Below are 26,508 nucleotides of genomic sequence, written 5' to 3' on the forward strand. Positions count from 1 at the left end.
GTGCATGGATTGATCAACGGAGCCTTGCGTGTCGACAGTTTTCGATCAGTTGCTGGACCGCTTCCATGGCTGTCTCGCAGGCGTCGACAGCGACCTGGTTTCGGACGCGGTCGCTCGCATCGACTGGGATATGCCGGTCCGTTCGCTCGATCCGAGTTGGCTTGATTGTCTCCGCCATCTCGACCGCATCGCCGAACTTGCGCCGCAAGACGTCAGGCCGCTGGCGCGATTCGTGGCCGACTACCGGGATGAGCTGCGCTGGGGGCAGACCTATACGGCGTCCGACTTTGACCGGGCCTTTATCGACAATTACGGCTGGCTGGAGGTGTTCGGCACGCGCGGGCATTTCGTCAATGACGATGTCGCGGCCGGCCTGCTGATCCTGGGGCCTGACATCGTCTACCCAGACCATCATCACATCGCCGAGGAGATCTATGTTCCGCTGACCGGCGGCACGGAGTGGCGTATGGGCGAAGGCGGCTTTCACGTTCGCGAAGCCGGAGAGGTTATCCACCACGCGTCCAACGTCAGTCACGCCATGCGCACGGGCAAGGAACCGTTGATGGCGCTCTATATCTGGCGCGGCGGACCGCTGGCGCAGAAATCGACCATCGGCTCGGAGGGCAGGAACTGATGGCCAAGGCGATCATGCTGCAGGGAACCGGCTCGGACGTCGGCAAGACCGTGCTGGTGGCGGGGCTGTGCCGGGTGGCGAGAAAACGCGGGTTGAAGGTCAGGCCGTTCAAGCCGCAGAACATGTCGAACAACGCGGCCGTCGCCGATATTCCCGGCGACAACAGAGCGGGCGGCGGTGAGATCGGCCGCGGGCAATGGCTGCAGGCGCTGGCCTGCGGGGTCAGGCCGACCGTGCACATGAACCCGGTGCTGCTCAAGCCGCAGAGCGATATCGGCTCGCAGGTGGTGGTGCAGGGCAAGGTGTTCGGCGAGGCGCGGGCGCGCGACTACCAGGCGATGAAGGCCAGGTTGATGGACGCGGTGCTCGATTCCTGGGCGAAGGTCGGGGAGGGCGCCGACCTCGTGATTGTCGAAGGCGCCGGCTCGCCGGCCGAGATCAATCTCCGCAGCCGCGACATCGCCAATATGGGCTTTGCGACGCACGTTAACGTGCCGGTGGTGCTCGTCGGCGACATCGATCGCGGCGGCGTCATCGCCTCGGTCGCCGGCACCCATCTGATCCTGCCGGAGGAAGACCGGCGCATGATCGCCGGCTATCTCATCAACAAGTTCCGCGGCGATGTCTCGCTGTTCGACGATGGCATAAGCGCGATCGAGAAATTCACCGGCTGGCGCTGCTTCGGCGTCGTGCCGTGGCTGAAGGCGGCCGCCCGGTTGCCGTCCGAGGATTCGGTCGTGCTCGAGCGTCTCGCCTCCGGCGAGAAGCGGGCGCTGAAGGTGGCGGTGCCGATGCTGGCCCGCATCGCCAATTTCGACGACCTCGACCCGCTCAAGGCCGAGCCCCAGGTCGAGGTGGTGTTCGTGCCACCGGGCAAGAAACTGCCCGAGGATGCCGGGCTGGTGATCATCCCGGGCTCAAAATCGACCATCGGCGATCTGATGAAATTCCGCGAGAACGGCTGGGATCGCGACCTCGTGGCCCACCGCAAGCGCGGCGGCCATGTCGTCGGCATCTGCGGCGGCTATCAGATGCTGGGTCGCATGGTGCGTGACCCCGACGGCATCGAAGGTCGCGTCACCGAAGCGGAAGGCCTCGGCCTGCTCGACATCGAAACGGTGATGGAGCCGGAAAAGACGGTGCGCAATTCAAGCGCCCGTTCGGTGCAGTTCGGCCTGCCGCTCGAGGGTTATGAGATACATCTCGGCCGCACCACCGGTCCGGATACGGCGCGACCGTCGGCGATCATCAACGGCGTCGAGGATGGCGCGGTGTCGGTCGACGGCAAGGTGATCGGCACCTATCTGCACGGGCTGTTTTCGGCGGATGCCTTCCGCGCCGCGTATCTTGAGAGCCTGGGCGTCAGCGGCGGCGGCGTCGACTATCGCGCCGACGTCGAGAAGGCGCTGGACGAGGTCGCCGCCGAGCTGGAGAGGCATCTCGACTGCGATGCGATTTTCGCGCTGGCGAGGTAGGTCCTCCCGTCGATGCGCATACGCTTGCCATTAGCGAAAGCTTCCGTCGCATCGTCATCCTCGGGTCTTCGCGTCCGCTTCGCTCCCGCTCCGCCCGTGGATGACGAAGTTCAGGCGTTTTCGCCAGCCGCAAATGCCGGCGCCGATAGAAACTACGCCTTCTCGCTCGCCTTCGGCCAGTAGGTGCCGAAGGACCAGACGTTGCCTTCCGGGTCGCGGCAGATGAACTCGCGGCTACCGTAATCGCGGTCGACCATTTCCTGGACGATTGTAGCGCCCGCCTTCCTGGCACGCGCATAGGCAGCGTCGGCATCGTCGACGGCGATGTAGATCGACTTGCCGCCACCACCGCCCGGCTCGCCGACCATCTTGCCGTAGTCGTCATCGCGTGCGGTGCCCAGCATGATCATCGAGGAACCGAAGGTGAGTTCGGCGTGATGGACGATATCGCCTTCGCCATAGCGGGCACGCACCTCGAAGCTGAAGGCAGCGCATAGCCAGTCGATCATCCTGGCGGCGTTCCTATAGCGCAATGCGGGATAAATACGCGGTGCTTCCGTTGCCGTGGGCATGACAAACTCCCTGGTGATTTGATGGAAGTCAGCCTCGGGCAAAAACGGTCCGGCGTCTTGAAGAAATGTTACCTCGCCTGAGGTCTACATCAGCGCGGCGAGCGCGGTCGGCGTTTCGCCGGCGAGCTGGCGGAATTCGCGCACCAGATGCGCCTGGTCGGCATAGCCGCAGTCGGCGGCGATGCCGGCCCAGTCGTCCTCTTGCTGCTTCGATAGCGAAAGCGCGCGGTTGAAGCGCACGATGCGGGACAGTGTCTTCGGCCCGATGCCGATCGCGTCGGAAAATTTTGCCGCGAGATGCTTGCGGCTCCAGCCTATCTCTCCGGCAAGCGCCGAAATGCGGGTGCGGCCGCCCGACGCGACGAGTGTCCTGTAGGCCCAGGCGATTTCGGGCGAAAGCGCATTCGCCTCGGCAAGCCGATTGGCGATGAAGCCCTCGGCAATGGCAAAGCGCGTCTCCCAATCCGATGCTTCGCCAAGCCGTTCTCGCAATGCAATGCCCTCGAAGCCCAGCGCATCGTCGAGCCCAACCATGCGATGCCGCAGCTCGCTCATCGGCAGGCCGAAGAATTGTCTGGCGCCGAGCGGCGTGAAATTGACCTGAACGCAGCAGGAGCCGCCGAAGGATTCGATCACGACAGGACCGGCGTAGAGGCCGGCTGCAAAGCTGGCGAAGCGGTCGTTGTCGCCCGGGTCGCGGCCAAGCCCGATGGCGAAGGCATCGGCGAAGCTAATCACCAGCGGCACGGTCAGGGAGGCATATTCGACGACACGGAAATGGCCGGGGCAAATCTCGCGATAGCCGCAGATATCGGTGACGATGCCCGCAAGCGCAGCCGCAGGCTGGCGCCGGACCGTCTCGAAACGGAGGGCGGGAGACCGATTGTCCTGTCGATGGCGCTCAGTCTCGTCGGACATCGCCAAAATGTAGCAGACCATGCTCCCAAATCAAAAGCGCCCGGCAGGGCCGGGCGCTTCGAGTTGCAAGAGATCTGCGAGTCTTTATGCGCCGCGCATAAGGCAACCGGCGGCAAGCACGATATAGGCGATGAGCATGATCCACACCGACGCAAGAGGAATGAACGCAAGAAGGCCAAGAGCGGCAAGAAGGCCGATGATGGCGATGACCAACGAGATAATGAACACGACCTGGGTGGGTGCACTGAGATTCATGTCTGGTCCCTCCAACATGATTCGCAACACCCGAATTCTACCAGCAGGGGCGTCACACACCAATTAGCTGGCGCAGGGGATTGGCCGGATCGGCCAGGAGCTTGACCGCCAGCGCCACGCACACGACGACCAGCAGCGGTTTGATGAGCCGGGCGCCAACCCGGATGGCAAGGCTCGCGCCTATGCGGGCACCGAGGAATTGCGCCACGCCCATCACCAGACCGATCTTCCAGTCGATGACGCCGACGGCGGCGAAGACGACGAAGCCGCCGATGTTGGAGGCGAAGTTGAGCAGCTTGGTGTGCGCCGTCGCCTTCAGCACGCCGTAGCCGGCGAGCGCAACGAAGGCGAGCATAAGGAATGAGCCCGTGCCTGGGCCGAACAGACCATCGTACAGGCCGACGGCAGGCACGACCGTGAGCCCGAACACAAGCGGAGACAGGCGTTCTGCGCGGTCGACGTCGTTCATGTTGGGCTTGAACGCGAAATAGAGAGCGATCGCGATCAGGAGAACCGGCAAGAGGGCGCGCAGGAAATCGCCGGGCACGACCGTCGCCAGCAGCGCGCCGATGGCGCCGCCGACGAGCGCCAGCAGCGCGGAAGGCAGCTGTCGATGCAAGTCGACCTGGCCGTTCGCGGCATAGTGGATCGTGGCCGAGCCGGAGCCGAACATGCCCTGCAGCTTGTTGGTGCCGAGCGCTGCGACCGGCGAGAAGCCCGCCAGGAGCAGCGCCGGGATGGTGATCAGGCCGCCGCCGCCGGCGATCGAATCGACGAAGCCGGCCGCGAAGGCGGCAGCAGTGAGCATCAGGGCAGTCTGCAGGGTAAGGTCGATCATCGGGCTGTGGATCAAGGCGAGGGGGACGGCTGCTTCCATCATGCCCGCCCAGTTTGCGCAAGATCGATTCCGCGCTGGATCGGTTCACCGTTTCACGGAAACTCAGAACCGCTCTATCCTTCGTTTTGATGCAAATTTGAACGGAAAACCGTTTCGCACTTTTCCTGGAATTGCTCTAACAATCAGACCGGAATCGCAAGGGGAGGCTTTTGGCGATGGCGCTGCTCGACCAGATACGCTCGATCTTCGACGGTGACCCGGGCGTCCGCAAGGTGGCGGACGATCCGGTGCTGTCGGCAGAGCTTTTGATGCTGTTTCGCATGATCCTGGCCGACGGCTCGGTCTCGGAGAGCGAGATGGTCGCCTTCCGGCGCATCTGCAAGGAAGCCTTCGGCATTCCCGAAGCTTCGATCGACAGCGTCATCGAATATCTCAACGACTACGGCTACGAGACCAACGGCTCGCAGGCGATCGCACTGTTTCGCGATCTCGATGTCGAGCGGCGCAAGCTGCTTGCGCGCCATATGGCGGAGATTGCCAAGGCAGATTCAAAGCTGGCCGAGAGCGAAGTGAAGCTGCTGCGCCGCACGCTCGACCTGCTCGACATCAGCCCCGTCGATGTCGTCAAGCCGGAGAGTTGAAAGGCGCGCCGCTCACCCCTGTTCCTGCATGCGCCGCGCGATCGCGCGGTGAAGGTCGGGCGCAGCCGCGACCAGCGCCTTTGCGGCCTCCGAGCGCGGATGATCGAGCACCTCGGCCGTCCTGCCTCGCTCGACGATCTTGCCTTCATGCATGACCAGCACCTCGTCGGACATGGCGCGGGCAACGGTCAGGTCGTGCGTGATGAAGAGGTAGGCTATGCCGAGTTTCTGATTGAGCTCGGCGAAGAGGTCGAGGATCTGGGCGCGGATCGAGACATCCAGCGCCGAGACCGGCTCGTCGGCCACGACCAGCTTCGGGCGGGTGATGATGGCGCGGGCGATCGACAGGCGCTGGCGCTGGCCGCCGGAGAATTCATGCGGGTATTTGTCCATGTCGCGCGGGCCGAGCCCGACTTCGTCGAGCGCATGCGCGACCATCTCGCGGCGCTCGATCCTGGCCGGTCGCTTCTCCAGAAGATGCAGCGGCTCGGCCACCAGGCTCTCGACCCTCTGGCGCGGGTCGAAGGAGCCGTAGGGGTCCTGGAATACCACCTGCATGTCACGCCGGGCCGGCTTGAGCTCAGTCTCCGCCTTGCCGGTGATGGTCTCGCCGCGAAACCGGATCGCGCCGGCTGTCGGCTTGTCCAGCGCCAGGATCATCCGGGCAAGGGTGGACTTGCCGCAGCCGGAACGGCCGACGAGGGCCACCGACTGGGCCGGCTCGATGGTCAGCGAGACGTCGTCGACGGCGCGGATCGGGTCTGCCGGTCTGAACAAGGATTTGCGCCGGCCGGGATAGTCCCGGCTGACGCTTTCGACCTCGAGCAAGGGTTTTGCCGAGCCGGCAAGGTGCGTCTTTGGCCGGGCTGGCACATGCATGGAAGCCAGCGCCAGCTCACGCGTGTAGGGATGCGACTGCTCCGACAGCGTGCGTGCGGTGTCGCCGGCCTCCATCACCTCGCCACGGCGCAGGATGGTCAGGCGATCGGCCATTTCGGTCACCACCGCGAGGTCGTGCGAGATGAGCAGCAGGCCCATGCGGTTCTCGCTGACGAGATCGCGCAGCAGGTCGAGGATCTGCGCCTGCAGAACCACGTCGAGCGCCGTCGTCGGCTCGTCGGCGATCAGGAGCTTCGGCTTCAGCGCGCAAGCGATGGCGATGACGACCCGTTGGCGCTGGCCGCCGGACAGTTCGTGCGGGTAGCGCGACAGCGGGAATCTCGCTTCCGGCAGGCCGACGCGGTCGAGCATTTTTCGCGCGCGCTCCTCGGCCTCGGCGCGGCCAGCCTTGGTGTGCCAGCGAATGCCTTCGGCCACCTGCTCGCCAATCGTCTTGACCGGATTGAGCGCCGTCATCGGCTCCTGGAAAACCATGCCGATGTCGTCGCCGCGCATCGCGCACATCTGATCTTCGCTCGCGCCGAGGATGTCGATGCCGTCAAAGGCGACGCGCCCATCGGCGCGCGCCAGATGCGGCAGCAGCCGCATCACGGTCAGCGCCGTCATCGACTTGCCGGAGCCGGATTCGCCGACCAGGCCGACCACCTCGCCGGGTGCGATCGCGAGGTCGACGTCTTTGAGGATCGGCGTGTTGCCAATCGCGAGCGACAGGTTCTCGATCTCGAGCAGGCTCATCGCTGCCGCCGCGATTTCGGATCGAGGATGTCGGCGATGCCGTCGCCGAGCAGGTTGAGCCCGAGCACGGTGACGACGATCGCCATGCCGGGAAAGATCGCCATCCAGGGCGCCGTCACCATGCGCGTCTGGGCGTCGAACAGCATGCGGCCCCAGCTCGGCATAGGCGGCTGCGCGCCGAGGCCCACATAGGAAAGTCCGGCCTCGGCGAGGATGCCAAGCGCGAACTGGATCGTGCCCTGCACGAGCAGCAGCGTGGCGATGTTAGGCAGGATGTGCTCGATGGTGATCTCGGTCATGCCCTTGCCGGCGGCGCGCGCGGCAAGGATGAATTCGCGCGGCCAGATCGCTAAAGCGCCGGCGCGGGCAACGCGCGCGAAGACCGGTACGTTGAAGATGCCGATGGCGATGATGGCGTTGATGGCGCCCGGGCCGAAGATGGCGGTGATCATGATCGCCGAAAGCAGCGCCGGAAAGGCGAAGACGAGATCGTTGACGCGCATCAGCGCCTCGTCGGCCATGCCGCCGCGCGCCGCAGCCAAGGCGCCGAGCGGCACGCCGATGCCCATGCCGATGCCGACCGCGACCAGCGCCACGGCGATCGAGTTGCGCGCGCCGACCATGATCATCGACAGGATGTCGCGGCCGAAATGGTCGGTGCCGAACCAATGCGTCCACGAGGGCGCCTGTGTCTTGTCGGCGATCACCAGCTTGGTGACGTCGTAGGGCGTCCAAACAAAGGAGAGCAGCGCGACCGCAGCCACCAGCAGCGTGATGGCGAAGCCGATCAGGAACGAGCGGTTGCCGAAGGCCTTGGCCAGAACCCCGGCAAGCGTTTCCTCGGGCAGGTCGATGCGCATTGTCATTGCCGGCCCCTCAGTCGCGGATCGACGACCGCATAGGAGAAGTCGACAAGCAGATTGACGGCGATCACGGCGGCGACCAGGAGCATCACGACGCTTTCGACGACGATCAGGTCGCGCTGAGTGATGGCCTGGAACACCAGCCGGCCGAGGCCGGGCAGGTAGAAGACATTCTCGATGATGATGGTGCCGGCAAGCAGGAAGGCGAATTGCAGGCCGAGGATGGTCAGCACTGGGATCATGGCGTTGCGCAATGCATGACGCCAGAGCACGGCGCGGTAGGGCAGGCCCTTGGCGCGGGCGGTGCGGATATAATCCTCGTTGAGCACCTCGATCAGCGCCGAGCGGGCGACGCGCGCCAGGATTGCCGCTTGCGGCAGCGCCAGCGCGACGGCCGGCAGCAGCAGCGACTTCACCGCCGGCCAGGCTCCGGCTCCCCAGCCGGGAAATCCGCCGGCCGGCACCAGCCGCAGCCAGACGGCGAAGAGGTAGATCAGCATCAGCGCGAACCAGAAGTTCGGCACGGCGACGCCGAGCTGGGCGGCGCCCATGGCAAGCGCGTCGCCGGCACGGCCTTGCCGGCTGGCGGAGAAAAGGCCGACCGGAATGGCGATTGCCGTCGACAGCGCCAGCGCGATAAGCGCCAGCGGCAGGGAAACCACGACGCGCTCACGCACGAGATCGATGACGGGAACCGAGTAAGTGTAGGAGCGGCCGAAATCGAGACTGAGCAGCCCGCCAGCCCAATGCAGGTAGCGCAGGGCAAGCGGCGCGTTCAGCCCCATCTGGTCGCGCAGGAGCTCGACCTGGTCGGCGCTGGCGTTGAAGCCGAGCATCAGGCGCGCCGGGTCGCCGGGCAGGATCTCCATCACCGCAAACACCACCATCGAGGCCAGCACGAGCGTGATGGCCGCAATGATGAAGCGCTTGAGGAGATAGGCGGTCATGGGAGGCGATCAGGCGATCGCGGCGGCTGTCAATCTGTCCACTTCACCTTGGTAAGGTCGTTGGCCTGGATCGGCGCGTTCTCCCACAGGCCCTGCAGCTTGGCGTCCCAGACCCCGACCTTCGGCAGTTCGTAGAGGAAGCCGACCACGGCATCGTCGGCGAGGATCTTCTGCGCCTCTCCCAGCAGCTCTTTCCGCTTCGCCTCGTCCGAGGCCAGGTTGAGCTTGGCGATGATGGCGTCGAAGGCCGGGTTGTCGTAATTGAAGTAGTAGTCCTTGCGCGAATAGATATCGATGTCGTTGGGCTCGGTATGGGAGACGATGGTGAGATCATAGTCTTTCTTGGTGAAGACCTGATCCAGCCATTGGGCCCATTCCACCGGCACGATCTCCAGGTCGATGCCGATCTCGCGAAGCTCGGAGGCGATGATCTCGCCGCCAAGCCGCGCGTAGGAAGGCGGCGGCAGCTTCAGCGTCGCCTTGAAGCCTTTCTCGAGACCTGCCTCCTTCAGCAGTTCCTTCGCCTTGTCGACATTGTGTGGATAGAGGCCGGTGAGGTCGACATAATCCTTGTGGGCGGGCGACATATGCGAGCCGATCGGCACGCCGAGGCCCGCCGAGGCGCCGTCGATGATCGCCTTGCGGTCGAGCGCGAAGGAGATCGCCTGCCTGACCTGGAGCTTGTCGAAGGGCGGCTTCTTGTTGTTGATCGCCAGGATGGTCTCGCCCTCGGTCGAGCCGATCACCACATGGAAGCGCGGATCGTCCTTGACCTGGGAGACGCTGTCGGGATCGAAGAAGGGGAAGGCCTGGATGTCGCCGGAAAGCAGTGCCGGCACGGCGGCCGCGGCATCAGGCACGATGCGGAACTCGACCTTGTCGAGAAAGACAGGCGCGCCCCAGTAATTGTCCGATTTCACCAAGCTGATCGACGAACCCTTGGCCCAACTCTGGAATTTGAAGGGACCGGTGCCGATCGGTTTTTCCTTGTTGGTATCGGCCGATTTCGGCGACACCATCACCGCGTCGCCCCAGCCCATATTGTAGAGGAAGGAGCCTTGCGGGTTCTTCAGCGTAACCTTCACGGTCGCCGGATCGACGACGTCGACCTTGTCGATCTGCGCGAACAGGCCCTTTTGCGCGTTGACCGAATTGTCGGCGCGGGCGCGGTCGAGCGAGAATTTCACGTCGTCGGCGCCGAAGTCGCTGCCGTCGTGGAATTTCACGCCGGCATGCAGCTTGAAGGTGTAAGTCTTGCCGTCATCCGAGATCGCCCAGCTTTCGGCAAGGTCGGGCAGCACCTCGCCGTTCGGGCCGATGCGGGTGAGACCTTCGAAGACGTTGGCGTAGAGCACCTCGTCGATCGCGGCGGCGGCGCCCGCGGTCGGGTCGAGATGAGGGGGTTCGAGCGGAATGCCGATGACGAGGTCGGCACGCGCCGCAAACGCCGAGGCGGCGGCGGCGAATGTCAGCACGGCCGCGGCGAAAATGGTCTTCCACAATTTCATCGCTGAACTCCCATTTGCTCAAAACATGCTCAAGCCAGCGGATAGAAGCGTGATTTGGCCTGTGAGTAAATTGCGTTTCGTGCTGCCGGGCAGCGCCAGGGGAAATGTTTTTCCGGATCAGGCCGTCGTGCCGCGCAGCAGCACGTTAAGACCGATCGCCATCACCTTGGCCGATTCCACCATGTCGGCGATGCCCACCCACTCGTCCGGCCGATGGGCGAGATCGAGGATGCCGGGGCCATAGGCGATGCAGTCGTAGATATGGCCGATGCGGGCGACATGTTTCTGGTCGTAGGTGCCGGGCGAGATCACATAGTCCGGTTCGCGGTCGAAGACCTCCATGATGCCCTTCGCGACGGCTTTCACGACCGGCGCGTCGCGCCCGGTCATCAGCGGCAGGACCTCCATCAGGTCGCGGATCTCGTAGTCGAACTTCTTCCGTTCGCGCTTCAGCCGTTCGAGTATGCCGGTGACTTCGCCCTTGACGGTGGCGAGGTCCTCCTCGAGCAGGAAGCGGCGATCGATGGTCAGCCGGCAGGAATCCGGCACGTTGGGCGATGGCAGTCCGGGACGGAAGTCCTCGGTCTGGCCGCCATGGATGGAATTGATGTTCATGGTCGAGCGCCGGGCGCCCTCAGGCACCACCGGCATCCGCGTCACCTTGCGGTCGAGCGCCGGAAACAGATCGTCCTCGAAGGCCTGCAGCACGGCGCCCATGTGGCGCACCGCATTGTCGCCGAGGAATGGCATCGAGCCATGCGCGATCTCGCCCTTGGTCTCGATCTCTGCCCACCAGACGCCGCGATGGCCGAGACAGATGCGGTCCTTGTTGAGCGGCTCTGGGATGATGACGTGGTCGACCTTCGGACTGGAGAAATAGCCGAGCTGCGCCAGATGCGCGACGCCGCCGAAGCCGCCGGATTCCTCGTCGACCGTGCCTGAAATCTCGATGGCGCCGGGAAAGTCGGGATAGACCTCCATGAAAGCTTCCGCGGCGATGACCGAGGCGGCCAGCCCGCCTTTCATGTCGCAGGCGCCGCGGCCATATACCCGGCCGTCCTTTACCTCGCCGGCGAAGGGGTCGACGGTCCAGCCGTCGCCGGCCTCGACCACGTCGATATGCGAATTGAAATGCACGCAGGCGCCGGGCGAGCGGCCGTCGAATCGGGCCACGACGTTGACACGCGGATAGCGGTCGGTGTCGCCGGGCGTGCCTTCGGCGCGGATGAACTTGGTCTCGAAGCCGAGCTTTTCCAGCCGCGCGCCGAGATATTCGGCGCATGACCGGTAGGCCTCGCCGGGCGGATTGACGGTGGGAAAGCGGATCAGGTCGGCGGTCAGCGCGACCAGGTCGTCGACGCGGTCATCGACGGCCCGAAGGAGTTGTTCGTTCATCGGCGGATTGAAGAAGCAACGCAGCGCTTTTGCAAGCAGCCTTTCGCCGGTCGCCAGACAATGATCGAGGCAGGCTCTCAGGTTAAACCGTCGAGGGTGCGTGGCGGGCCAGCAACTATGGCGGGAAAATCGTTCAAATTCGCCGCATCGGATTGGCGGTTTCGTCAACAAGTGTGTGGTACTTAACGCACCTGCCGGCAAAATGATGGAAAAAAATCATGTGATGGCAGGGGGCAATCGAAGGGGTTTGATCGCATGAAAAAGTTCGTTCTCATGGCAGCCGTGCTGACAACAGCGTTGCTCGGCACGTCGATCGCAAGTCGCGCGGCCGCGCTGGTCGCCAACATCGATGTGTCATCGCAGACGATGACCGTCAGCAAATACGGCCAGGTGCTTTACCGCTGGAACGTGTCGACGGCGCGCAGGGGCTACTTCACGCCGCGCGGCAGCTACCGGCCGCAATGGACCGCGCGGATGTGGTACTCGCGCAAGTACGACAATTCGCCGATGCCGTATTCGGTATTCTTCCGCGGCGGCTACGCCATCCATGGCACCGGCGCCGTGAAGTATCTTGGGCGTCCGGCCTCGCATGGCTGCGTGCGCTTGCATACGGCCAATGCCGCGACTTTCTATTCGATGGTGAGGGAAGCCGGCTACGGCAACACGCGGATCGTCGTCACTGACTGAAAACGGACCGGGGTGCCGAAGTCGTCGGGAGCAATTGCTGCCTGCCCCCTTTTTCGGAGCGTTGCAGTAATGCCTCACATGTCTCGAAAAGCAACGGCTTACGCTGCCCCCAATAGTTGCGAAAGCTGGTCCGTGTCATAGAGCGGTGGTAAATGCGAGGCGTTAATTCTCACGCTTGGGGACTATGATGTATCGATTTCTTTTGAGCGCTGCGATCGCGGCGACGGCAACTTCGGCTTTCGCCGCGGACGCGCCGGTTGTTCTAGACCAGGAACTGGCCCAGCCGCATATATCAGGTTATGGCGAAGTTTATCTCGGCGGTCTCTATTTCGCAACTCCCGGGGACGATGCAGACGGCACGACTGCCGGTGGCGCCGCTCGAATCAATTTCCCGATCGACGCCCGCTGGAACATCCAGACCGATGCGGTGATCGATTCGCTCTGGATCGAAGGCACGAACATCTACAGCTATGGCGGCGCGATCCATGGCTACTGGCGCGATCCGAGCTCGTATGCGCTCGGCGGCTTTGCCACGATCAACGGATATGGCGGCGACGAGTTTGTTAGCGATGCGGATCTGTACACTTTCACCGTGGGCCCAGAGGCGCAGGCCTATTTCGGCAACGTGACGGTTTACGGGCAGATCTATTATGGCCAGCTGCGGGCCAGCGGCGAGTCCGAACATTTCGACAATTGGGGCGGCCGTGGCGTCGTGCGGTATTTCGCGCAGGACGATTTGCGCTTCGACGGTGAACTCGGCTTCTCGCGGCTGTCGGGTTTTGGTGCGCACTTCGATACGGTCTCGGCGGCATTGCAGGCAACCTACCGGTTTTCCGGCACGCCTTGGTCCGTGTTCGGGCGCTACCAGCTGGATCACCTGACTTTTTCCGAAGCTTCGGGCAGCGTGAACGTTCACAAGTATGTAATTGGCCTACGGGCGAGCTTCGGCTCGGATACATTGCTCTCCGAAGACCGCAATGGCGCCACCATGGATACGTATCGACCCAACTTCACGATACCGTTCCTCTAGGAACTACTCTGCCAGTTCAGGTCGCCTGAAATCAGAGCCGCGAAGAGCGATCTTCGCGGCTTTTCCTTGCGCAGGCACTTGCGCTCGGGCTGAGTGATCGAGCCGGAGAACCGCGCTGAGCGATTTCTGAGATACGGCCCGGAGGCTCAGCCGGCCTCTTTGGCCAGCCCACGCCGATTGCGGCGGCGGCCGCTCATCTCCCAGCGCTTGTGGAACCACATCCACTGTCCGGGATCCTCGCGCACCCAACGCTCGACAACGTCGGCGAGTAGCTGGGTGGTGGCGTGGACATCGACGCTGCCGCCTTTGGTGCGCGGCAAGATCAGCTTGTTCTCGATTTCGAGGCGGAAGCGGTTTCCCGGCAGCCTGACGCAGCGCGCCGGATAGACATCGCAGTCATAGTGGCGGGCGAGCATGCCCAGCACCGGATTGCTCTGGCAGGGGCGGCCGAAGAAGGTCGTCTCGACGCCGTTGGTGAATTTCTGGTCGACAAGAACGCCGATATTGCCGCCGTTTTCCAGGATGGCGGCGAGCGCGAATGACGCGCCGGTGGAAGACGGCAGCAAGCCTCCCATCGTCGAGCGGCGCGTCGAGTGAATATAGTCGGCGAGGTAGGGGTTGTTGGGCGGGCGGAACAGCGCCGTGATGTTCATGCCGAAGGTGGCGGCGGCGACCGGCAAAAGTTCGAAATTGCCGAGGTGGCCAGTGAACAGGATATGCGGCCTCTTCTCGCCGGCGATCTCGACGAAATGGTCGACGCCGCGGACCTCGACCCGGCCCGGCTCGGCGGCATTCGGGTCGACGTCGAAGAGGGCATCAAGGAAAATGTATTCGGCGGCAAGCCGGGCCATGTTGCCCCACATGTCGGACGCGATGGCCTCGATCTCGGCATCGCTCTTTTCCGGATAGGCGAGGCGCAGATTGTTGACGGCTACCCTATGCCGCCCGACCATCGGCCCGATGCGGCGGGCGACGCGGTCGGCGAAGTTGAGCGCGCTGTCCGGCGGCAAAAGGCGCAGCAGCCCGATCATCGCCATGGCAAGCCGCGCGACCAGCCAATGCTCCATCTGGCGCAGCCGCCGGCCATAGCGGAACATGAAGTCCCGGCGGGCTTTCTTGAGCACCTTGCCGACCATATGCCTCAGGAAACACGCAGGATGATCTTGCCGAAGACGTCGCGGCCTTCCATGCGCTTCAGCGCCGCGTCGATGTCGTCGAAGCCGACCTCGGTATCGACGACCGGGGCGACAAGGCCGGCCGCCATCTTCTGCATGGCGTTGGCCATGTTTTCCATGCGGCAACCGAAGGAACCGAGCAGCTTCAACTGCTGCTGGAAAAGCTGCATCAGATTCACCTGCGTCGACACGCCGGAGGTCGAGCCGCAGGTGACAAGACGGCCGCCGCGCTTCAAGGAGAGCATCGAGCCGGCAAAGGTGTCAGCGCCGACATGCTCGAAGACGACGTCGACGCCCTTCTTCCTCGTCAGCTTGCGCACGACGCCTTCGAAACGGTCCTCGCGGTAGTTGATGACATGGTCGGCGCCAAGAGCCTTCGCCTTGTCGATCTTGTCGTTCGAGCCGACCGTGGTGATGACGGTGCAACCCATCTTCTTGGCCAGCTGGATCGCGGCAGTGCCGATGCCGGAGCCGCCGGCATGGACGAGGATGGTCTCGCCGGGTTCCAGCTTCGCGTTGTCGAACAGCATATGCTCGACCGTGCCGAAGGTGACGGGCGCGACGGCTGCGCCGATTTCCGTGACGCCGGGTGGCGCGGGCACCAGCAGGCGGGCCGGCAGGTTGATCATCTCCTGCGCGAAGCCGTCGAGATGAAAACCGTGGACGCCGGAGACATGCTCGCAGAGATTGTCGCGGCCTTCGCGGCAGGCGCGGCAAAGCCCGCAGGTGCGCGCGCCGTAGATCGACACCAGCTGGCCCGGCAGGAGGTTGGAGACGCCAGGCCCGACCGCCTCGACCTCGCCGGAGGCTTCGGCGCCGACGACCAGCGGCAGTTTGCGCTTGGCGAAGGCCATGCCGCGCCAGCCCCAGACGTCGATATGGTTCAGCGCCACCGCCTTGATGCGGAGCGTCACTTCGCCGAGCGAAGGCGGTGGGGGAGGCGGCAGATCCACCGTTTCAAGGCGGCGGTCCTCTATAAGTTGCAATGCGCGCATTTGGCCTGTCGGTGCTGTGGAAGCGGAAAAACGTCCGCTTAGACCGGTTCCCGCGCCATGACAAGGCAGGTGTTCTGGCCGCCGAAGCCGAAGGAATTCGACAGAACCGTGCCGACCTCGGCATTGCGCTTCTTGTTGGGCACCACGTCGAGCACGATCGCAGGATCGGGATTGTCATAGTTGATGGTCGGCGGAATGACGCTTTCGCGCATGGTCATCAGCGAGAATGCGGCCTCGACGGCGCCCGCGGCCGACAGCGTGTGGCCGATCATCGACTTGTTGGAGGAGATCGGCATCGAGCCGACCCGCTCGCCGAACACGGTCGATAACGACAGGTGCTCCATCTTGTCGTTTTCCGGCGTCGAGGTGCCGTGCGCGTTGACGTAGTCGATCTCGTCTTCGCCGAGGCCCGCATCGACAAGGGCGGCGCGCACCGTGGCGATCGCCGGCGAGGCATCGGGCTTGGAGCGGGTGCGGTGGAAGTCGTCGGCGCGCTCGCCGCAGCCGCGCATGATGCCGAGTATGGTCGCGCCGCGGGCAAGTGCCGCCTCCAGCGATTCCAGCACCAGCGCGCCGGAACCTTCGGCAAGGACGAAGCCGTCGCGATCCTTGGAAAAGGGTTTTGACGCCTTTTCCGGGATGTCGTTGTGGGTGGAGAGCGCCGAAAGCAGCGAAAAGCGGATCAGCGCTTCGGCCGTCGCGGATCCGTCCGCGCCGATCGACAGAGCCTTGTCGCATTCGCCGCGGCGGATCGCCTCGACGCCGAGCTGGATGGCCGTGGCGCCGGAGGCGCAGGCGGTGGACAACGTGATCGGCAGGCCGCGAGTGCCGAAGCGGTCGGCGAGGCGATCGGCGATCGAACCGAACTGTGTGGTCTCGAAGATGTCGAGCTCCTTCAGCCCGCGCGCCACCCGCAGCAGCCTTTCGGCGCCGTTGTCCTTCTTGTCGGAATTGTAGAGCGAGAAACGGTCGGCCCAGTCGAGCTCGACCGGCGGCGAAGCAAGAAACAGCGGCCCGCCGAAATCGCCGGAATCGAGGCCTGCTTCCGAGACCGCCTCTTGGGCGGCCGTCTCGGCCAGTTCATAGGTGAGCGGGCTGGCACCCTTGGAGCTCGACGGCAGGAAATCGACCATTCCGGATATGCGGGTGTTGAGGTGATCGACCGGAAAGCGGGTGATCGGATGGATGCCGGATTTGCCGGAGGTCAGCGCCGCCCAGTTGTCTGCCTTGCCGACGCCCAGCGAGGTCACCACGCCGATGCCGGTCACGGCGACGACCGGCCTGCCCATGTGATCGCGGAGATTGGCCATGCTTTTCATTTGCCTTCGCCTCAAGCGGCTTTGATCAGCCCAAGGCCTTCGAATTGGTGATAGCCGATGGCCGTTGCAAGGACCGGTGCGGGAGCGCCATCGAATGGCCGCTCCACTGTGGCATCGAAGACAGGGTAACCGGCCTTGCGGTCGACGGCCAGTGCCGCAAGCGCCACCGCGAAGGGGAATTGCGCTTCCTTCATATGGCCGGTGAGCGTCGAGAACGCGCGCACGGTAAGCGCCGGGTTGGCGTCGAGCACTTCCTTCTCGGCCGCGGTGGCGGCATGCGCGCCCGACGCACCGGAAATGGTCAGCAACTCCCCGTCAGGCAGCGCCGCTTGCTTCAGCAGCTTGGCGATCTCGGTGTTCAACTCGCCGCGCCGACGCCTGGCCCGGCCGGAAACCACGGGACCGAGCTCCGCATATATCTTGCGGCCGCGGCTCACCGCGTGCTCGCGCTGCTCCAGCACCAGGAAGGCGCCGCCAGAGCCCGTCACCACGCCGCCGCCTTCGGCGCCCTGCCGCTGCCAGACCGGCCGCCAGGGGCCGCGATGCAGATAACCGGCGAGCTCATAGCCCAGCAGCATATCGGAATGCTCGGTCTGGAACGCGCCGCCGACCAGCACATGGGTCGACTGGCCCGAACGGATGCGCGCGGCCGCCGTCTCGACGGCGGAGACGCCGGCGCCTTCCTCGCCCATGAAGGTGCGGGAGGACCCGGTGACCTTGTGGACGATGGAGATGTTGCCGGCGAGCAGGTTGGAAAGCTGGGCGAGGAACAGCGTCGGCCGCAGTTCCGTGGTCAGCTTCTCGTTGAGCAGGACGTCGCGGTCGTTACGGCTCTCGGAGGCAGCAAGGATCGCGCTGTCGACAGCCTCGTCGCGCTCGCCGCCGCCGGCCGCCACCACCATGTCCATGGTGGCGCAGAGCTCGTCATTGCCCTTGATGCCGGCGTCGTCCAACGCCAGGCCGGCAACATAGGTGCCGAGCCGCTGCCAGGTTTCCATCTGGCGCTGGTCGCCGCGCTTGGCGATCTGCAGGTTCCAGTCGATCTCGGGCAGCGGATGGATGGTGTAGGGCGCAAAGCGCGTCGCATCGAGAACCGGCTCAACACCCGGGCGGGTCAGCTTCTGCCAATGCGCGTCCGGTCCTTCTCCCAGCGAGGAGACGAGGCCGATGCCGGTGATGACGACGTCGCGCGGGCTGCTCATGAGCGGCTTTGTGGGTCGAGCTGGAGGCTGGTCACGATCGCGCTCGTCAGGCGGCCTTGGCCGCGACCAGCGCGTCGATCTTGGCGCACAGGTTCTTCATGACGAAGTAGTCGTCGGTCGAGGCCTTGCCGTCATTGACCTCCTGCGTCCACTTCTCCAGCGGCACCTTGATGCCGAATTCCTTGTCGATGGCAAAGACGATGTCGAGGAAATCGAGGCTGTCGATGCCGAGATCGTCGATGGTGTGGCTTTCGGGTGTGATGGTGTCGATATCGATCTCGCTGGTGTCGGCAATGATCTTGGCGACTTTCTCGAACGTGGTGGACAAGGGCTCTTCCTTCGGGTTGCGGGCGGAATCTGTCCGCATCTTGTTTGGGCGCTGTCTAATCGGTTTTTCCCGGCAGGAAAAGGCCTGTTGCGCCGGGCGCAAATGGGTAGGGGCCGCGTGAAACGCAAGAAGGGCCGCCGGTCGGCCCGGCGGCCCTTCCCGTTAACCTTAAGTCAGCTCAGCTCTCGCGGAGCTTGACCAGGTCGTTCAGCAGCCCGCCCGTCCCGTTATGGACGGTGAGTCGCTCGACCTTGCCGGCGATGGCTTCGAGAGCCTCGAGCTCCTTCAGCCGCAGCATCACCGGGTTCTCGGCCATCACCTTGGCCGTGTTGAGCAGCGAACGCGTGGCGTTCGTCTCCTCGCGGCGGCGGATGACGTTGGCCTCGGCCTGCTTCTCGGCCGAAACCACCTGGTTGAGGATCTCGCGCATCTCGCCCGGCAGGATGACATCCTTGAGCGCGATATCGCTGACCTCGAGGCCGATCGCTGCCATATCGGCTCGCACCTTGGCGGCCGCCTCCTCGTCGACCGTGACCTTCTTGTCGAGGATCTGGTCGAGCGTGAGCGCGCCAAGCGTCTTGCGGAAGGCGTACTGCAGGGCGCGGTAGAGGGCTTCCGCGAAGTCCTTCACCGTGCTCACCGCCGTCACCGGATCGACGACCCGGTATTCGGCGGCGATATTGACCCGGATGGTCACGCGATCCCTGGTCAGCATTTCCTGCCCGGCGACATCGAGCGACTGGCGCTTGAGGTCGACGACCTTCACCTGGACCATGCGGCCGACGCTCCAGAAGGCGTGCACGCCCGCGGCCAGCGTGCGGGTGTAGACGCCGTCCACGAACAGCAGCCCGACCTGGCCGTCCACGACCGGATGCAGGAACGTGTGTTCCGTCTTCCGGGCCTGCCCGATCCGGCGTATCAACGCCGGATCGACGGCCAGATCGGCCGCCGTGTCGACGGACGTCACCTTCCACGGGCCGGCATCCGTCCACAGCACGAGCTTGCGGTCCGGAGTGAGAACGGCATGGAGGGCGCCGTCGCGCTCGATGACTGCAATGTCGGTGCGCCCGGTGCGAACGACGGTGAAATGACGCGCGGCCACATCCGGGAGCTTGTCGAACAACGCCTTCTCGTAAGCCGAAACGAATTCCGGGTTCTTCAGGTCGTGCCTGGAGACTTCCAGGTTGCCGCGCCGGTTGGCGAGCCAATGCTCGCCCGGCATCAGGACAGCCTGGATCTCGCCCTTGTAGAGGGCGACGGCACGCTCATTTTCCTTCACGAGGACGCGCTGGCGTCCAAGAAGCTTTTCGAGAATGGTCTTCATTGTCTTTACTCCCGTCGGGCATGGCCCCATGCGAGGCGTCACGTCATGCGTCGATCGTCCTTTCGTTTCTCGTTTCACATCGTCTGTTCACAGTTCCGGGCACGAATGATCCGGAGACCGGTGGCATCAATCCGCAGCGGGCCTTCGGGAGCGGATCGCGGGGCGGCAAAGCGGGCGCTGGAGCCCGAAGGCTCCGTTGCCGGCACTGTCGCGCCTTGATCGTCACCGCGGGCCTGGCCGCGAGGCGATGGCGCAGGACATCGCGGGCCGGTGGGGCCGAAGCCGTGCCGTCCTTTGAAGCCTTCGCATTCCGGTCCCCGGACCGATTTTCCAGATAACACCGTGACAGGGTGGCTTGGCTTGGAAGGCCAATGGAGAAGGATTCGAACCTTCGACCGTCAGATTATGAGTCTGATGCTCTACCCAACTGAGCTATCCGTGGTGCAGACAGCAGGAGTCGAACCTGCGACCTCCGGATCCAAATCCGGCGCTCTTCCGCTGAGCTACATCCGCGATCCCAATCCCCGAAACGGCGCCGTACACAGCGCGGCAAAGCCGGCTGCGCGGGCGGAGACGAAAGCTCCAACCGTTGTGCTCGCTTCGGTTTTCGTGACCGGGAGCGCGCCTATAGACCCTGCGACGGGTTGTCGCAAGCGGCATTGTCGCGGCGGATTTGGGGCTTCTTGCAGCCGTGGCATTTCGGCAACAGTTGCAACCGTCGCCTGCACAAAACTCGCAGCCGTCAGAAAGTGACGCGGCCAAGCACCTTGAGGCCGTCGCCCTGCGGCTCGACCACCACCGCTTCACCTTCGCGCGGTGCGACGCCGGTCAGCGCCACGATGTTCTCCAGATGGGTGACCAGCACCAGATTGTCGGAACCGGAATAGCCGCGGATTTCCTTCAGCGTCGCGGCGAGCTGGGCGGCCTTCCCGGCGGGATCGGCCTTCAGGAGGTCGAGCGGCGCGAAGGGCTCCGGCTCGGCCTCGAAGGCGATGCGGGCGGTATCGAGGCAGCGGCAGTAACGGCTGGAGAGGACGCGCTCGATGGGCGCTGCGCGCGCCGCGAACAGTGCGCCGATGCGACTCGCCTGCTGCTTGCCACGCTCCGACAGGTTGAGTTGGGTGGCGCAATCGCCGATGTCGAAATTCGCCGGGTCGGTGGTTCCGGTGACGAAGGAGTGGCGAAGCAGCACGATATGGGCGCCGTCGCGCAGCAGCGCCCAGCCCGCGTCGGTCGCGTGGGCGAAGGTCGGAATGGCAAGCAGGAAAAGCGCCAGGGCGAGTCGCAGCATGAGAAGTCCTTGTGGCGGCCGGGGAGGCCGGGGCCAAGAGGCATATAGGGACCGCAAAGCCGGCTGAAAAACAAGCGGAGGACCCGTCGGATGGTCGGTGAGCGGCTCGGCTGGTCGATTGCACTACGGTCGGGGCTCGCCTATCACGGGAAAGATGTCCCCGCTTGTTGCAACCGTCCTCTTCGTCTTCAGCCTCGTTGCGCTCGGCTATCTCGCCGGGTTCACCGGCTATCTGAAACCGGCAAGCGGGGAAGGCATATCCGAATTCGCCGTCAACGTGGCCATGCCGCTGCTGCTCTTCCAGACCATGGTGAAGTCCGATTTCCACGGCGTGGCGCCGTGGTCGCTGTGGGGCGCCTATTTCGCGGCGGTCGCCGTCACCTGGGCGGCCGGACATCTGGTGACGACGCGCATCTTCGGCCGGGATGCCCGCGCGGGAATCGTCGGCGGCGTTTCCTCGGCCTATTCCAATGTCGTGCTGCTCGGGGCGCCTTTCATCCTCGGCGTTTTCGGCCCGAACGGCTTCGAGGTCCTGTCGCTGCTCGTCTCCATCCACCTGCCGGTGATGATGATGGCCTCGATCGTGCTGTTCGAGATGTTCGGCCGTGGCGGCGGCGAACCGGTGCACCCTCTGCGCGTCATCCGGAATTTTCTGAGGCGGCTGTTCTTCAATCCGCTGATCGTCGGCATCCTGGCGGGGCTTGCCTGGCGCTTCACCGGCGCGCCGCTGCCGGCGCTGATCGGGCGGCTGGTCGACGCCCTGGCGAACACGGCCGGGCCGGTGGCGCTGTTTGCCATGGGGCTCAGCCTGCGCCGCTTCGGCATCTCGGGCAACATCCGGCCGGCCCTCGCGCTGTCGGCGCTCAAGCTTTTCCTGATGCCGGCGCTTGTCCTTCTTCTCGTCTGGTTGCTCGGCCTGCCGCCGCTGACGGCAAAGGTGGCCGTGGTGGCGGCTGCGCTGCCTTCCGGCATCAATTCCTATCTCATCGCCGTCCAGTTCAACACCGGCCAGGCGCTGGCGTCGAACCAGATGACGATCGCCACGGCAAGCGCGGTGCTGACCACGTCGTTCTGGCTGACGGTGGCTTTGCACGTGTTCGGCTAGTGCGTTCACCGTTTCACGGAAACGGCGAAACGCCCTATCTCTTTGTTTTTACGCGATTCCGGACGAAAACCGCTCACACTTTTCCTGGAATTGCTCTAGGGCCATTGGCCCGGCCGGCTCTCGCCTTTGCTGGCCCAACCCCTATATGCCATCTTGTGATTGCCTGCCGGGCTTTCCCTAGGTAAGAGCAATGCGCCAGCGTGCGGCCTTGCACGCCCATCGAATATCCAGAAAAACGGCCGATCAGCGCGCCGAACGGAGGCCAGACCATGCTTCAGAAAACCAGTCATTTCATGCGCCAGGCCAATCTCATCAACGGCGAGTGGGTGCAGGCCGACAGCGGCCAGACCATCGACGTCAACAATCCGGCCACGGGCCTCAAGATCGGCACCGTGCCGAAGGCCGGCAAAGCTGAAACTCGCCGCGCCATCGAGGCCGCGGAGGAAGCCTTCAAGAGCTGGCGCAAGACCACCGCGCTCGAGCGCTCGAAGCTCTTGCGCAAGCTGCACGATGCGATGATGGACAATCAGGACGTGCTGGCCGAGCTGCTCACCATCGAGCAGGGCAAGTCGCTGTTCGAGTCAAAGGGCGAGATCGGGTCGGCCGCGAGCTATATCCTGTGGTTCGCCGAGGAAGGCCGCCGCACCTATGGCGACATCGTGCCGTCGCCCTGGGGCGACCGCCGCATCCTGGTGACCAAGGAACCGGTCGGCGTCATCGCGGCAATCACGCCGTGGAATTTCCCGTCCTCGATGCTCGCCCGCAAGCTCGGACCGGCGCTGGCCGCCGGGTGCACCGCCGTCGTCAAGCCGGCCTCGCAGACGCCTTATTCCGGCCTCGCCTGGGGCGCGCTCGCCGAGGAGGTCGGGTTCCCCAAGGGCGTCATCAACATCCTGACCGGCGCGGCCGGCGAGATCGGCGACGAGATCTGCGCCAATCCACTGGTCAAGAAGATCACCTTCACCGGCTCGACCGAGGTCGGCAAGATCCTGATCCAGAAGTCGTCGACGACGGTCAAGAAAGTGTCGATGGAACTCGGCGGCAACGCGCCGTTCCTGGTCTTCAACGATGCCGACATCGATCGCGCCGTCACCGGCGCCATCACCGCGAAGTACCGCAATTCCGGCCAGACCTGCGTCTGCACCAACCGCTTCCTCGTGCAGGCAGGCGTCTATGACAAGTTCGTCGAGAAACTGGCTGGGGCCAGCAACAACCTCAAGGTCGGCTCCGGCCTGGAAGAAGGCGTGCAGCAAGGGCCGCTGATCGACGAGAAGGCGGTCGAGAAGGTCGAGGAACTCATCGCCGATGCGACGTCGAAGGGCGGCAAGGTCGTCGCCGGCGGCAAGCGCCATGCGCTTGGCGGTTCGTTCTTCCAGCCGACCGTGATTTCCGATGCGACGCCGAAGATGCGCTTCATGAAGGAAGAGATTTTTGGGCCGGTCGCGCCGGTGTTCAAGTTCGAGACCGAGGAGGAAGCGATCGCTTTGGCCAACGACACCGAATTCGGCCTTGCCTGCTATTTCTACACCGGCGATCTCGGCCGCGCCTTCCGCGTCATGGAAGGGCTGAAATACGGCATGGTCGGCGTCAATGAAGGCCTCATCACCACGCCCGAGGCGCCGTTCGGCGGCGTCAAGGAATCCGGCCTCGGCAAGGAAGGCGGACATCAGGGCATCGAGGACTATCTCGACACCAAATATGTCTGCATCGGCGGCCTCGGCCTCTGACCACCATCCATGGGAGCAGGCAGGCTTTTAGCCTGCCCTTGCCGGAGTTGGGACAGCCGGCCGAAGTCCATTGATCAACTGAGTTTCGGGCACAACGATGAAGGACGGCGAGGTCTTCGGCACCACACAGGCGGGCGAGCCGGTTCGCCGTTTCACCATCCGCGGCGGTGGGCTGACCGCCAACATCATCGGGCTCGGCGCGATCGTCCAGGATCTCAGGCTCACCGGCCACGACGCGCCGCTGGTGCTGGGCTACGACCGGTTCGAGCCCTATGAGACCGATCGTGCCTATTTCGGCGCCGTCGTCGGCCGCTTCGCCAACCGCATTCGCGATGGCCGTTTCACCATCGCCGGCAAGCGCTACCAGACGGAGCGCAACTTCCTCGACAAGCACACGCTGCACGGCGGCTCGGAAGGCTATTTCCACCGGCCATGGACCGTTTCGCTGCACGGACGCGATTTCGTGACGCTGACGCTGCACGATCCGGACGGCACGATGGGCTTTCCAGGGGCGCTGGACGTCACCTGCACCTACCGGCTGAAGATCCCCGGCACGCTCAGCATGGAATTGACCGCGACCTGCGAGGAGCCGACACTCTGCAACCTGGCGCAGCACTCCTACTTCAACCTTGAGGACGGCGGCGCGGGCGACATCCTCGACCACCGGCTTATGCTCAACGCAGGCGCCTACACACCGGTCGATGGCGAGATGATCCCGACCGGCGCGGTGAAGCCGGTCGACGGCACGCCCTATGATTTCCGTCAGGCGCGGCCGCTGCGCATGGAGACGGAAGGCGAGCAACTCCCCTACGACGTGAATTTCTGCCTCGCCTCCAGCCGCGGACCGCTTCACCAGGCCGCTTGGGTGCAAGGGGCCAATTCGGGCGTCGAGATGGAAATCTGGACCACCGAACCCGGCCTGCAGCTCTATATCGGCCAGTATGTCGCGCCGTCGTCGCCCGGGTTGGATGGCCGGCATTACAAGCCGTTCTCCGGCTTTTGCCTCGAAGCGCAGGCCTGGCCGGACGCGCCGAACCGGCCTTATTTCCCGCAAGCCACGCTGTGGCCTGGGCAAATCTATCATCAGGTTACGGAATACCGGTTCCGGCTCCCCTGACTTAGCCGTCGAAAGCAGCTCTAAGCGTCTCGAACGGAGCCAAGGCGCCGCGCACCTGCACGACGGCGGCGGCCACGCGATGCGCGCGCCGAGCGGCATCGGCAGGCGCATGGCCTGCGAGCCGGGCGGCGAGATAGCCGCCGTTGAAAGAATCGCCGGCGCCGGTTGTATCGACGGGCGCGGCGACATGCACGGCGTCGACTGTTTCCGAGGCGCCGTTCGCAACAATCGATGCCGGCTGCTCGCCGTTCTTGACGACGACCTCACCGACCAGCTGGCCGAGCCGCGTTGCGGTCGCCTGCGGCGCCTCGTCGCCGAACAGCATCTGCTCGTCGGGAAACGTTGGCAGCGCGATGTCGGCGACCGCGAGCGCTTCCAGGATCGCTGCCTGCGCGGGCTCGCGGCTCCGCCAAAGCCTGGGGCGGTAGTTTGGATCGAAAGCGACAAGCGAGCCGGCCGAGCGGGCCGCCGCAACGGCCGCAAGCAGGGTCTTGCGCGCGGCCTCATCCAGAATTGCCAGGGTGATACCGGAAAAGTAGACAAGCGCCTGGTCTTCAAGGCTTTTCGCCAGCGCGGCCGGATCGGAGGCGAGCTGGCGGGCCGCCGCGTCGCTTCGCCAGTAGGTGAAGGCGCGCTCGGCTCCGGTGAGCGTGATGGCGTAAAGCCCGGGCCTGGCGCCGGCGATGACCGGACTGTTGCCGATGCCGACGCCGTTCTGGGCGAAGAAGTCGATCTGATCGCGTGAGAAGGGATCGTCGCCGAAGGCCGAGACATAGGTCGCCGGCCGGTTCGGGCTCAGCGCACGCAATGCCCACAACGTGTTGAAGGTGTCGCCGGCAAAGCCCATGCGCCAGTTCGGCCCCGTCTGGCCCGACAGTTCGAGCATGCATTCGCCGATCGAAGCGATACCGTTGGCAGCCATGCGGTGCTTTCCTCCTAAGAGTTTGTTGCTGTAGCTTTTTGCGGCCGGCAGCGCCATGCTTGGCTAAGGCCGATTTTTGCGCCAGAAGCGATTTCCCACAGGCGGGGCGGGATGCGGCAAGCCGCCCGTGACGTTATCAGCCGAAGAGGAACCGGTTTGGCATCGATATGGCGTTACATTCTTGCGGGTCTCGGTCTGACCGCCCTTTTGGTCGGCATCCTGGCGGTCGTCTATCTGACGGCGCCGCAGTCGGCGCCGGGACCCGACACGTCGCGTTCCAAGAAGACGGCGAGCGGCCTGTTTGTGGCGAGCTTCGAGCCGGAGCGCGGCGTCGTCCGGCACGGCGAGCTGCAGTCCTGGCTGCTGACGCTGAAAACCGCCGCGGGCGCGCCGGTAGAGGGTGCCGCGATCACAGTTTCCGGCGGCATGCCGCAGCACAATCACGGCCTGCCGACCAGCCCGCAGGCGACCGACTATTTGGGCGAGGGGCGCTACAGGATCGACGGCGTGAAATTCACCATGAGCGGCTGGTGGCAGCTGCGCTTCGCCATCTCGGCGGCGGCGGGGTCCGATTCCGTCGTCTTCAACATCGTCTTGTGAGCGGC

At 64.5% G+C, this 26,508-nt stretch carries 26 protein-coding genes and 2 tRNA genes; 9 read left to right on the plus strand and 19 right to left on the minus strand.

Annotation, left to right across the window (positions count from 1 at the left end; translation table 11 throughout):
• Positions 1–28 precede the first annotated feature (28 nt).
• Both EN874_RS00435 and EN874_RS00440 read left to right on the plus strand, forming a co-directional pair.
• The gene (locus EN874_RS00435) at positions 29–634 is read left to right on the plus strand and encodes a dimethylsulfonioproprionate lyase family protein (protein WP_127428313.1); all 606 of its coding nucleotides are present in this window, start codon (positions 29–31) and stop codon (positions 632–634) included.
• Positions 634–2,109, plus strand: a complete 1,476-nt coding sequence (locus tag EN874_RS00440) for a cobyric acid synthase (RefSeq protein ID WP_127428314.1) — start codon at positions 634–636, stop codon at positions 2,107–2,109. Before EN874_RS00435 ends, EN874_RS00440 begins: the two co-directional genes overlap by 1 nt.
• 152 nt (positions 2,110–2,261) lie before the next feature.
• On the opposite strand, the gene EN874_RS00445 is transcribed toward EN874_RS00440, so the two are convergent.
• From EN874_RS00445 to EN874_RS00460, 4 genes are all read right to left on the minus strand, one after another.
• On the minus strand, positions 2,262–2,681 hold the full coding sequence (locus EN874_RS00445; protein ID WP_127428315.1) for a VOC family protein: 420 nt from the start codon (positions 2,679–2,681) through the stop codon (positions 2,262–2,264).
• Positions 2,682–2,765: 84 nt separating this feature from the next.
• The gene (locus EN874_RS00450) at positions 2,766–3,599 is read right to left on the minus strand and encodes a helix-turn-helix transcriptional regulator (RefSeq protein WP_127428365.1); all 834 of its coding nucleotides are present in this window, start codon (positions 3,597–3,599) and stop codon (positions 2,766–2,768) included.
• 84 nt (positions 3,600–3,683) lie between these two features.
• Positions 3,684–3,854: a hypothetical protein gene (locus EN874_RS00455; protein ID WP_126088708.1), complete on the minus strand. Its 171-nt coding sequence runs from the start codon at positions 3,852–3,854 to the stop codon at positions 3,684–3,686.
• 52 nt (positions 3,855–3,906) lie between these two features.
• Entirely contained in the window at positions 3,907–4,692 is a 786-nt protein-coding gene (locus EN874_RS00460; protein ID WP_127428366.1) for a TSUP family transporter, read from the minus strand.
• Between the two features lie 209 nt (positions 4,693–4,901).
• Between EN874_RS00460 and EN874_RS00465 the strand changes: the two genes are divergently transcribed.
• Complete coding sequence (locus EN874_RS00465; RefSeq protein ID WP_126088709.1) at positions 4,902–5,333, plus strand: TerB family tellurite resistance protein; 432 nt, start codon at positions 4,902–4,904, stop codon at positions 5,331–5,333.
• Positions 5,334–5,345: 12 nt separating this feature from the next.
• Here EN874_RS00465 and EN874_RS00470 read toward each other — a convergent pair whose 3' ends face one another.
• The 5 genes from EN874_RS00470 to EN874_RS00490 form a co-directional block, all read right to left on the minus strand.
• Positions 5,346–6,968 carry a dipeptide ABC transporter ATP-binding protein gene (locus EN874_RS00470; RefSeq protein WP_127428316.1) on the minus strand — a complete coding sequence of 541 codons (1,623 nt, stop codon included), beginning with the start codon at positions 6,966–6,968 and terminating at the stop codon, positions 5,346–5,348.
• Entirely contained in the window at positions 6,965–7,834 is an 870-nt protein-coding gene (locus EN874_RS00475; RefSeq protein WP_127428317.1) for an ABC transporter permease, read from the minus strand. Before EN874_RS00475 ends, EN874_RS00470 begins: the two co-directional genes overlap by 4 nt.
• Positions 7,831–8,778 (minus strand): ABC transporter permease, encoded by a 948-nt coding sequence (locus tag EN874_RS00480; RefSeq protein ID WP_127428318.1) that lies wholly within the window; start codon positions 8,776–8,778, stop codon positions 7,831–7,833. The genes EN874_RS00475 and EN874_RS00480 overlap by 4 nt, the downstream gene beginning before the upstream one ends.
• Before the next feature lie 29 nt (positions 8,779–8,807).
• A complete protein-coding gene (locus tag EN874_RS00485) occupies positions 8,808–10,286 on the minus strand; it encodes an ABC transporter substrate-binding protein (RefSeq protein WP_127428319.1) in 1,479 nt (492 codons plus the stop codon).
• Between the two features lie 117 nt (positions 10,287–10,403).
• Positions 10,404–11,681, minus strand: a complete 1,278-nt coding sequence (locus EN874_RS00490) for an acetylornithine deacetylase/succinyl-diaminopimelate desuccinylase family protein (RefSeq protein ID WP_127428320.1) — start codon at positions 11,679–11,681, stop codon at positions 10,404–10,406.
• Between the two features lie 255 nt (positions 11,682–11,936).
• Here EN874_RS00490 and EN874_RS00495 point away from each other — a divergent pair, with 255 nt between their 5' ends.
• Both EN874_RS00495 and EN874_RS00500 read left to right on the plus strand, forming a co-directional pair.
• Entirely contained in the window at positions 11,937–12,368 is a 432-nt protein-coding gene (locus EN874_RS00495; protein WP_127428321.1) for a L,D-transpeptidase, read from the plus strand.
• Positions 12,369–12,555: 187 nt separating this feature from the next.
• Positions 12,556–13,398: a hypothetical protein gene (locus tag EN874_RS00500; RefSeq protein ID WP_127428322.1), complete on the plus strand. Its 843-nt coding sequence runs from the start codon at positions 12,556–12,558 to the stop codon at positions 13,396–13,398.
• A gap of 146 nt (positions 13,399–13,544) precedes the next feature.
• On the opposite strand, the gene EN874_RS00505 is transcribed toward EN874_RS00500, so the two are convergent.
• The 9 genes from EN874_RS00505 to EN874_RS00545 all read right to left on the minus strand — a co-directional run bounded on the left by EN874_RS00505 (position 13,545) and on the right by EN874_RS00545 (position 21,032).
• A complete protein-coding gene (locus EN874_RS00505; protein ID WP_127428323.1) occupies positions 13,545–14,534 on the minus strand; it encodes a lipid A biosynthesis lauroyl acyltransferase in 990 nt (329 codons plus the stop codon).
• A 5-nt stretch (positions 14,535–14,539) separates the two neighbouring features.
• On the minus strand, positions 14,540–15,568 hold the full coding sequence (locus EN874_RS00510) for a zinc-binding dehydrogenase (protein ID WP_127428324.1): 1,029 nt from the start codon (positions 15,566–15,568) through the stop codon (positions 14,540–14,542).
• 38 nt (positions 15,569–15,606) lie between these two features.
• Positions 15,607–16,878 (minus strand): beta-ketoacyl-ACP synthase, encoded by a 1,272-nt coding sequence (locus EN874_RS00515; RefSeq protein WP_127428367.1) that lies wholly within the window; start codon positions 16,876–16,878, stop codon positions 15,607–15,609.
• Between the two features lie 20 nt (positions 16,879–16,898).
• Positions 16,899–18,089, minus strand: a complete 1,191-nt coding sequence (locus tag EN874_RS00520; protein ID WP_127428325.1) for a beta-ketoacyl-ACP synthase — start codon at positions 18,087–18,089, stop codon at positions 16,899–16,901.
• Between the two features lie 46 nt (positions 18,090–18,135).
• Complete coding sequence (locus EN874_RS00525; protein WP_027167184.1) at positions 18,136–18,417, minus strand: acyl carrier protein; 282 nt, start codon at positions 18,415–18,417, stop codon at positions 18,136–18,138.
• 178 nt (positions 18,418–18,595) lie between these two features.
• A complete protein-coding gene (locus EN874_RS00530; RefSeq protein ID WP_127428326.1) occupies positions 18,596–19,741 on the minus strand; it encodes a slipin family protein in 1,146 nt (381 codons plus the stop codon).
• Between the two features lie 361 nt (positions 19,742–20,102).
• Positions 20,103–20,179 (minus strand) — tRNA-Ile (locus tag EN874_RS00535).
• Position 20,180: 1 nt separating this feature from the next.
• Positions 20,181–20,254, minus strand: a tRNA-OTHER gene (locus tag EN874_RS00540).
• Positions 20,255–20,483: 229 nt separating this feature from the next.
• Positions 20,484–21,032 carry a histidine phosphatase family protein gene (locus tag EN874_RS00545; RefSeq protein WP_127428327.1) on the minus strand — a complete coding sequence of 183 codons (549 nt, stop codon included), beginning with the start codon at positions 21,030–21,032 and terminating at the stop codon, positions 20,484–20,486.
• Between the two features lie 154 nt (positions 21,033–21,186).
• Here EN874_RS00545 and EN874_RS00550 point away from each other — a divergent pair, with 154 nt between their 5' ends.
• From EN874_RS00550 to EN874_RS00560, 3 genes are all read left to right on the plus strand, one after another.
• Positions 21,187–22,137 carry an AEC family transporter gene (locus EN874_RS00550; protein ID WP_127428328.1) on the plus strand — a complete coding sequence of 317 codons (951 nt, stop codon included), beginning with the start codon at positions 21,187–21,189 and terminating at the stop codon, positions 22,135–22,137.
• 269 nt (positions 22,138–22,406) lie between these two features.
• Positions 22,407–23,864, plus strand: a complete 1,458-nt coding sequence (locus EN874_RS00555) for an NAD-dependent succinate-semialdehyde dehydrogenase (RefSeq protein ID WP_127428329.1) — start codon at positions 22,407–22,409, stop codon at positions 23,862–23,864.
• Positions 23,865–23,961: 97 nt separating this feature from the next.
• Positions 23,962–24,981 (plus strand): aldose epimerase family protein, encoded by a 1,020-nt coding sequence (locus EN874_RS00560; protein WP_127428330.1) that lies wholly within the window; start codon positions 23,962–23,964, stop codon positions 24,979–24,981.
• Position 24,982: 1 nt separating this feature from the next.
• Here EN874_RS00560 and EN874_RS00565 read toward each other — a convergent pair whose 3' ends face one another.
• A complete protein-coding gene (locus EN874_RS00565) occupies positions 24,983–25,903 on the minus strand; it encodes a sugar kinase (protein WP_127428331.1) in 921 nt (306 codons plus the stop codon).
• 156 nt (positions 25,904–26,059) lie between these two features.
• On the opposite strand from EN874_RS00565, the gene EN874_RS00570 reads away from it, so the two are divergent.
• A complete protein-coding gene (locus tag EN874_RS00570) occupies positions 26,060–26,503 on the plus strand; it encodes a FixH family protein (RefSeq protein WP_127428332.1) in 444 nt (147 codons plus the stop codon).
• Positions 26,504–26,508: the final 5 nt, after the last annotated feature.

Origin of the sequence: Mesorhizobium sp. M1D.F.Ca.ET.231.01.1.1, from assembly GCF_003999155.2 — a bacterium.
In the GTDB taxonomy this organism is placed as follows: Bacteria; Pseudomonadota; Alphaproteobacteria; order Rhizobiales; family Rhizobiaceae; genus Mesorhizobium.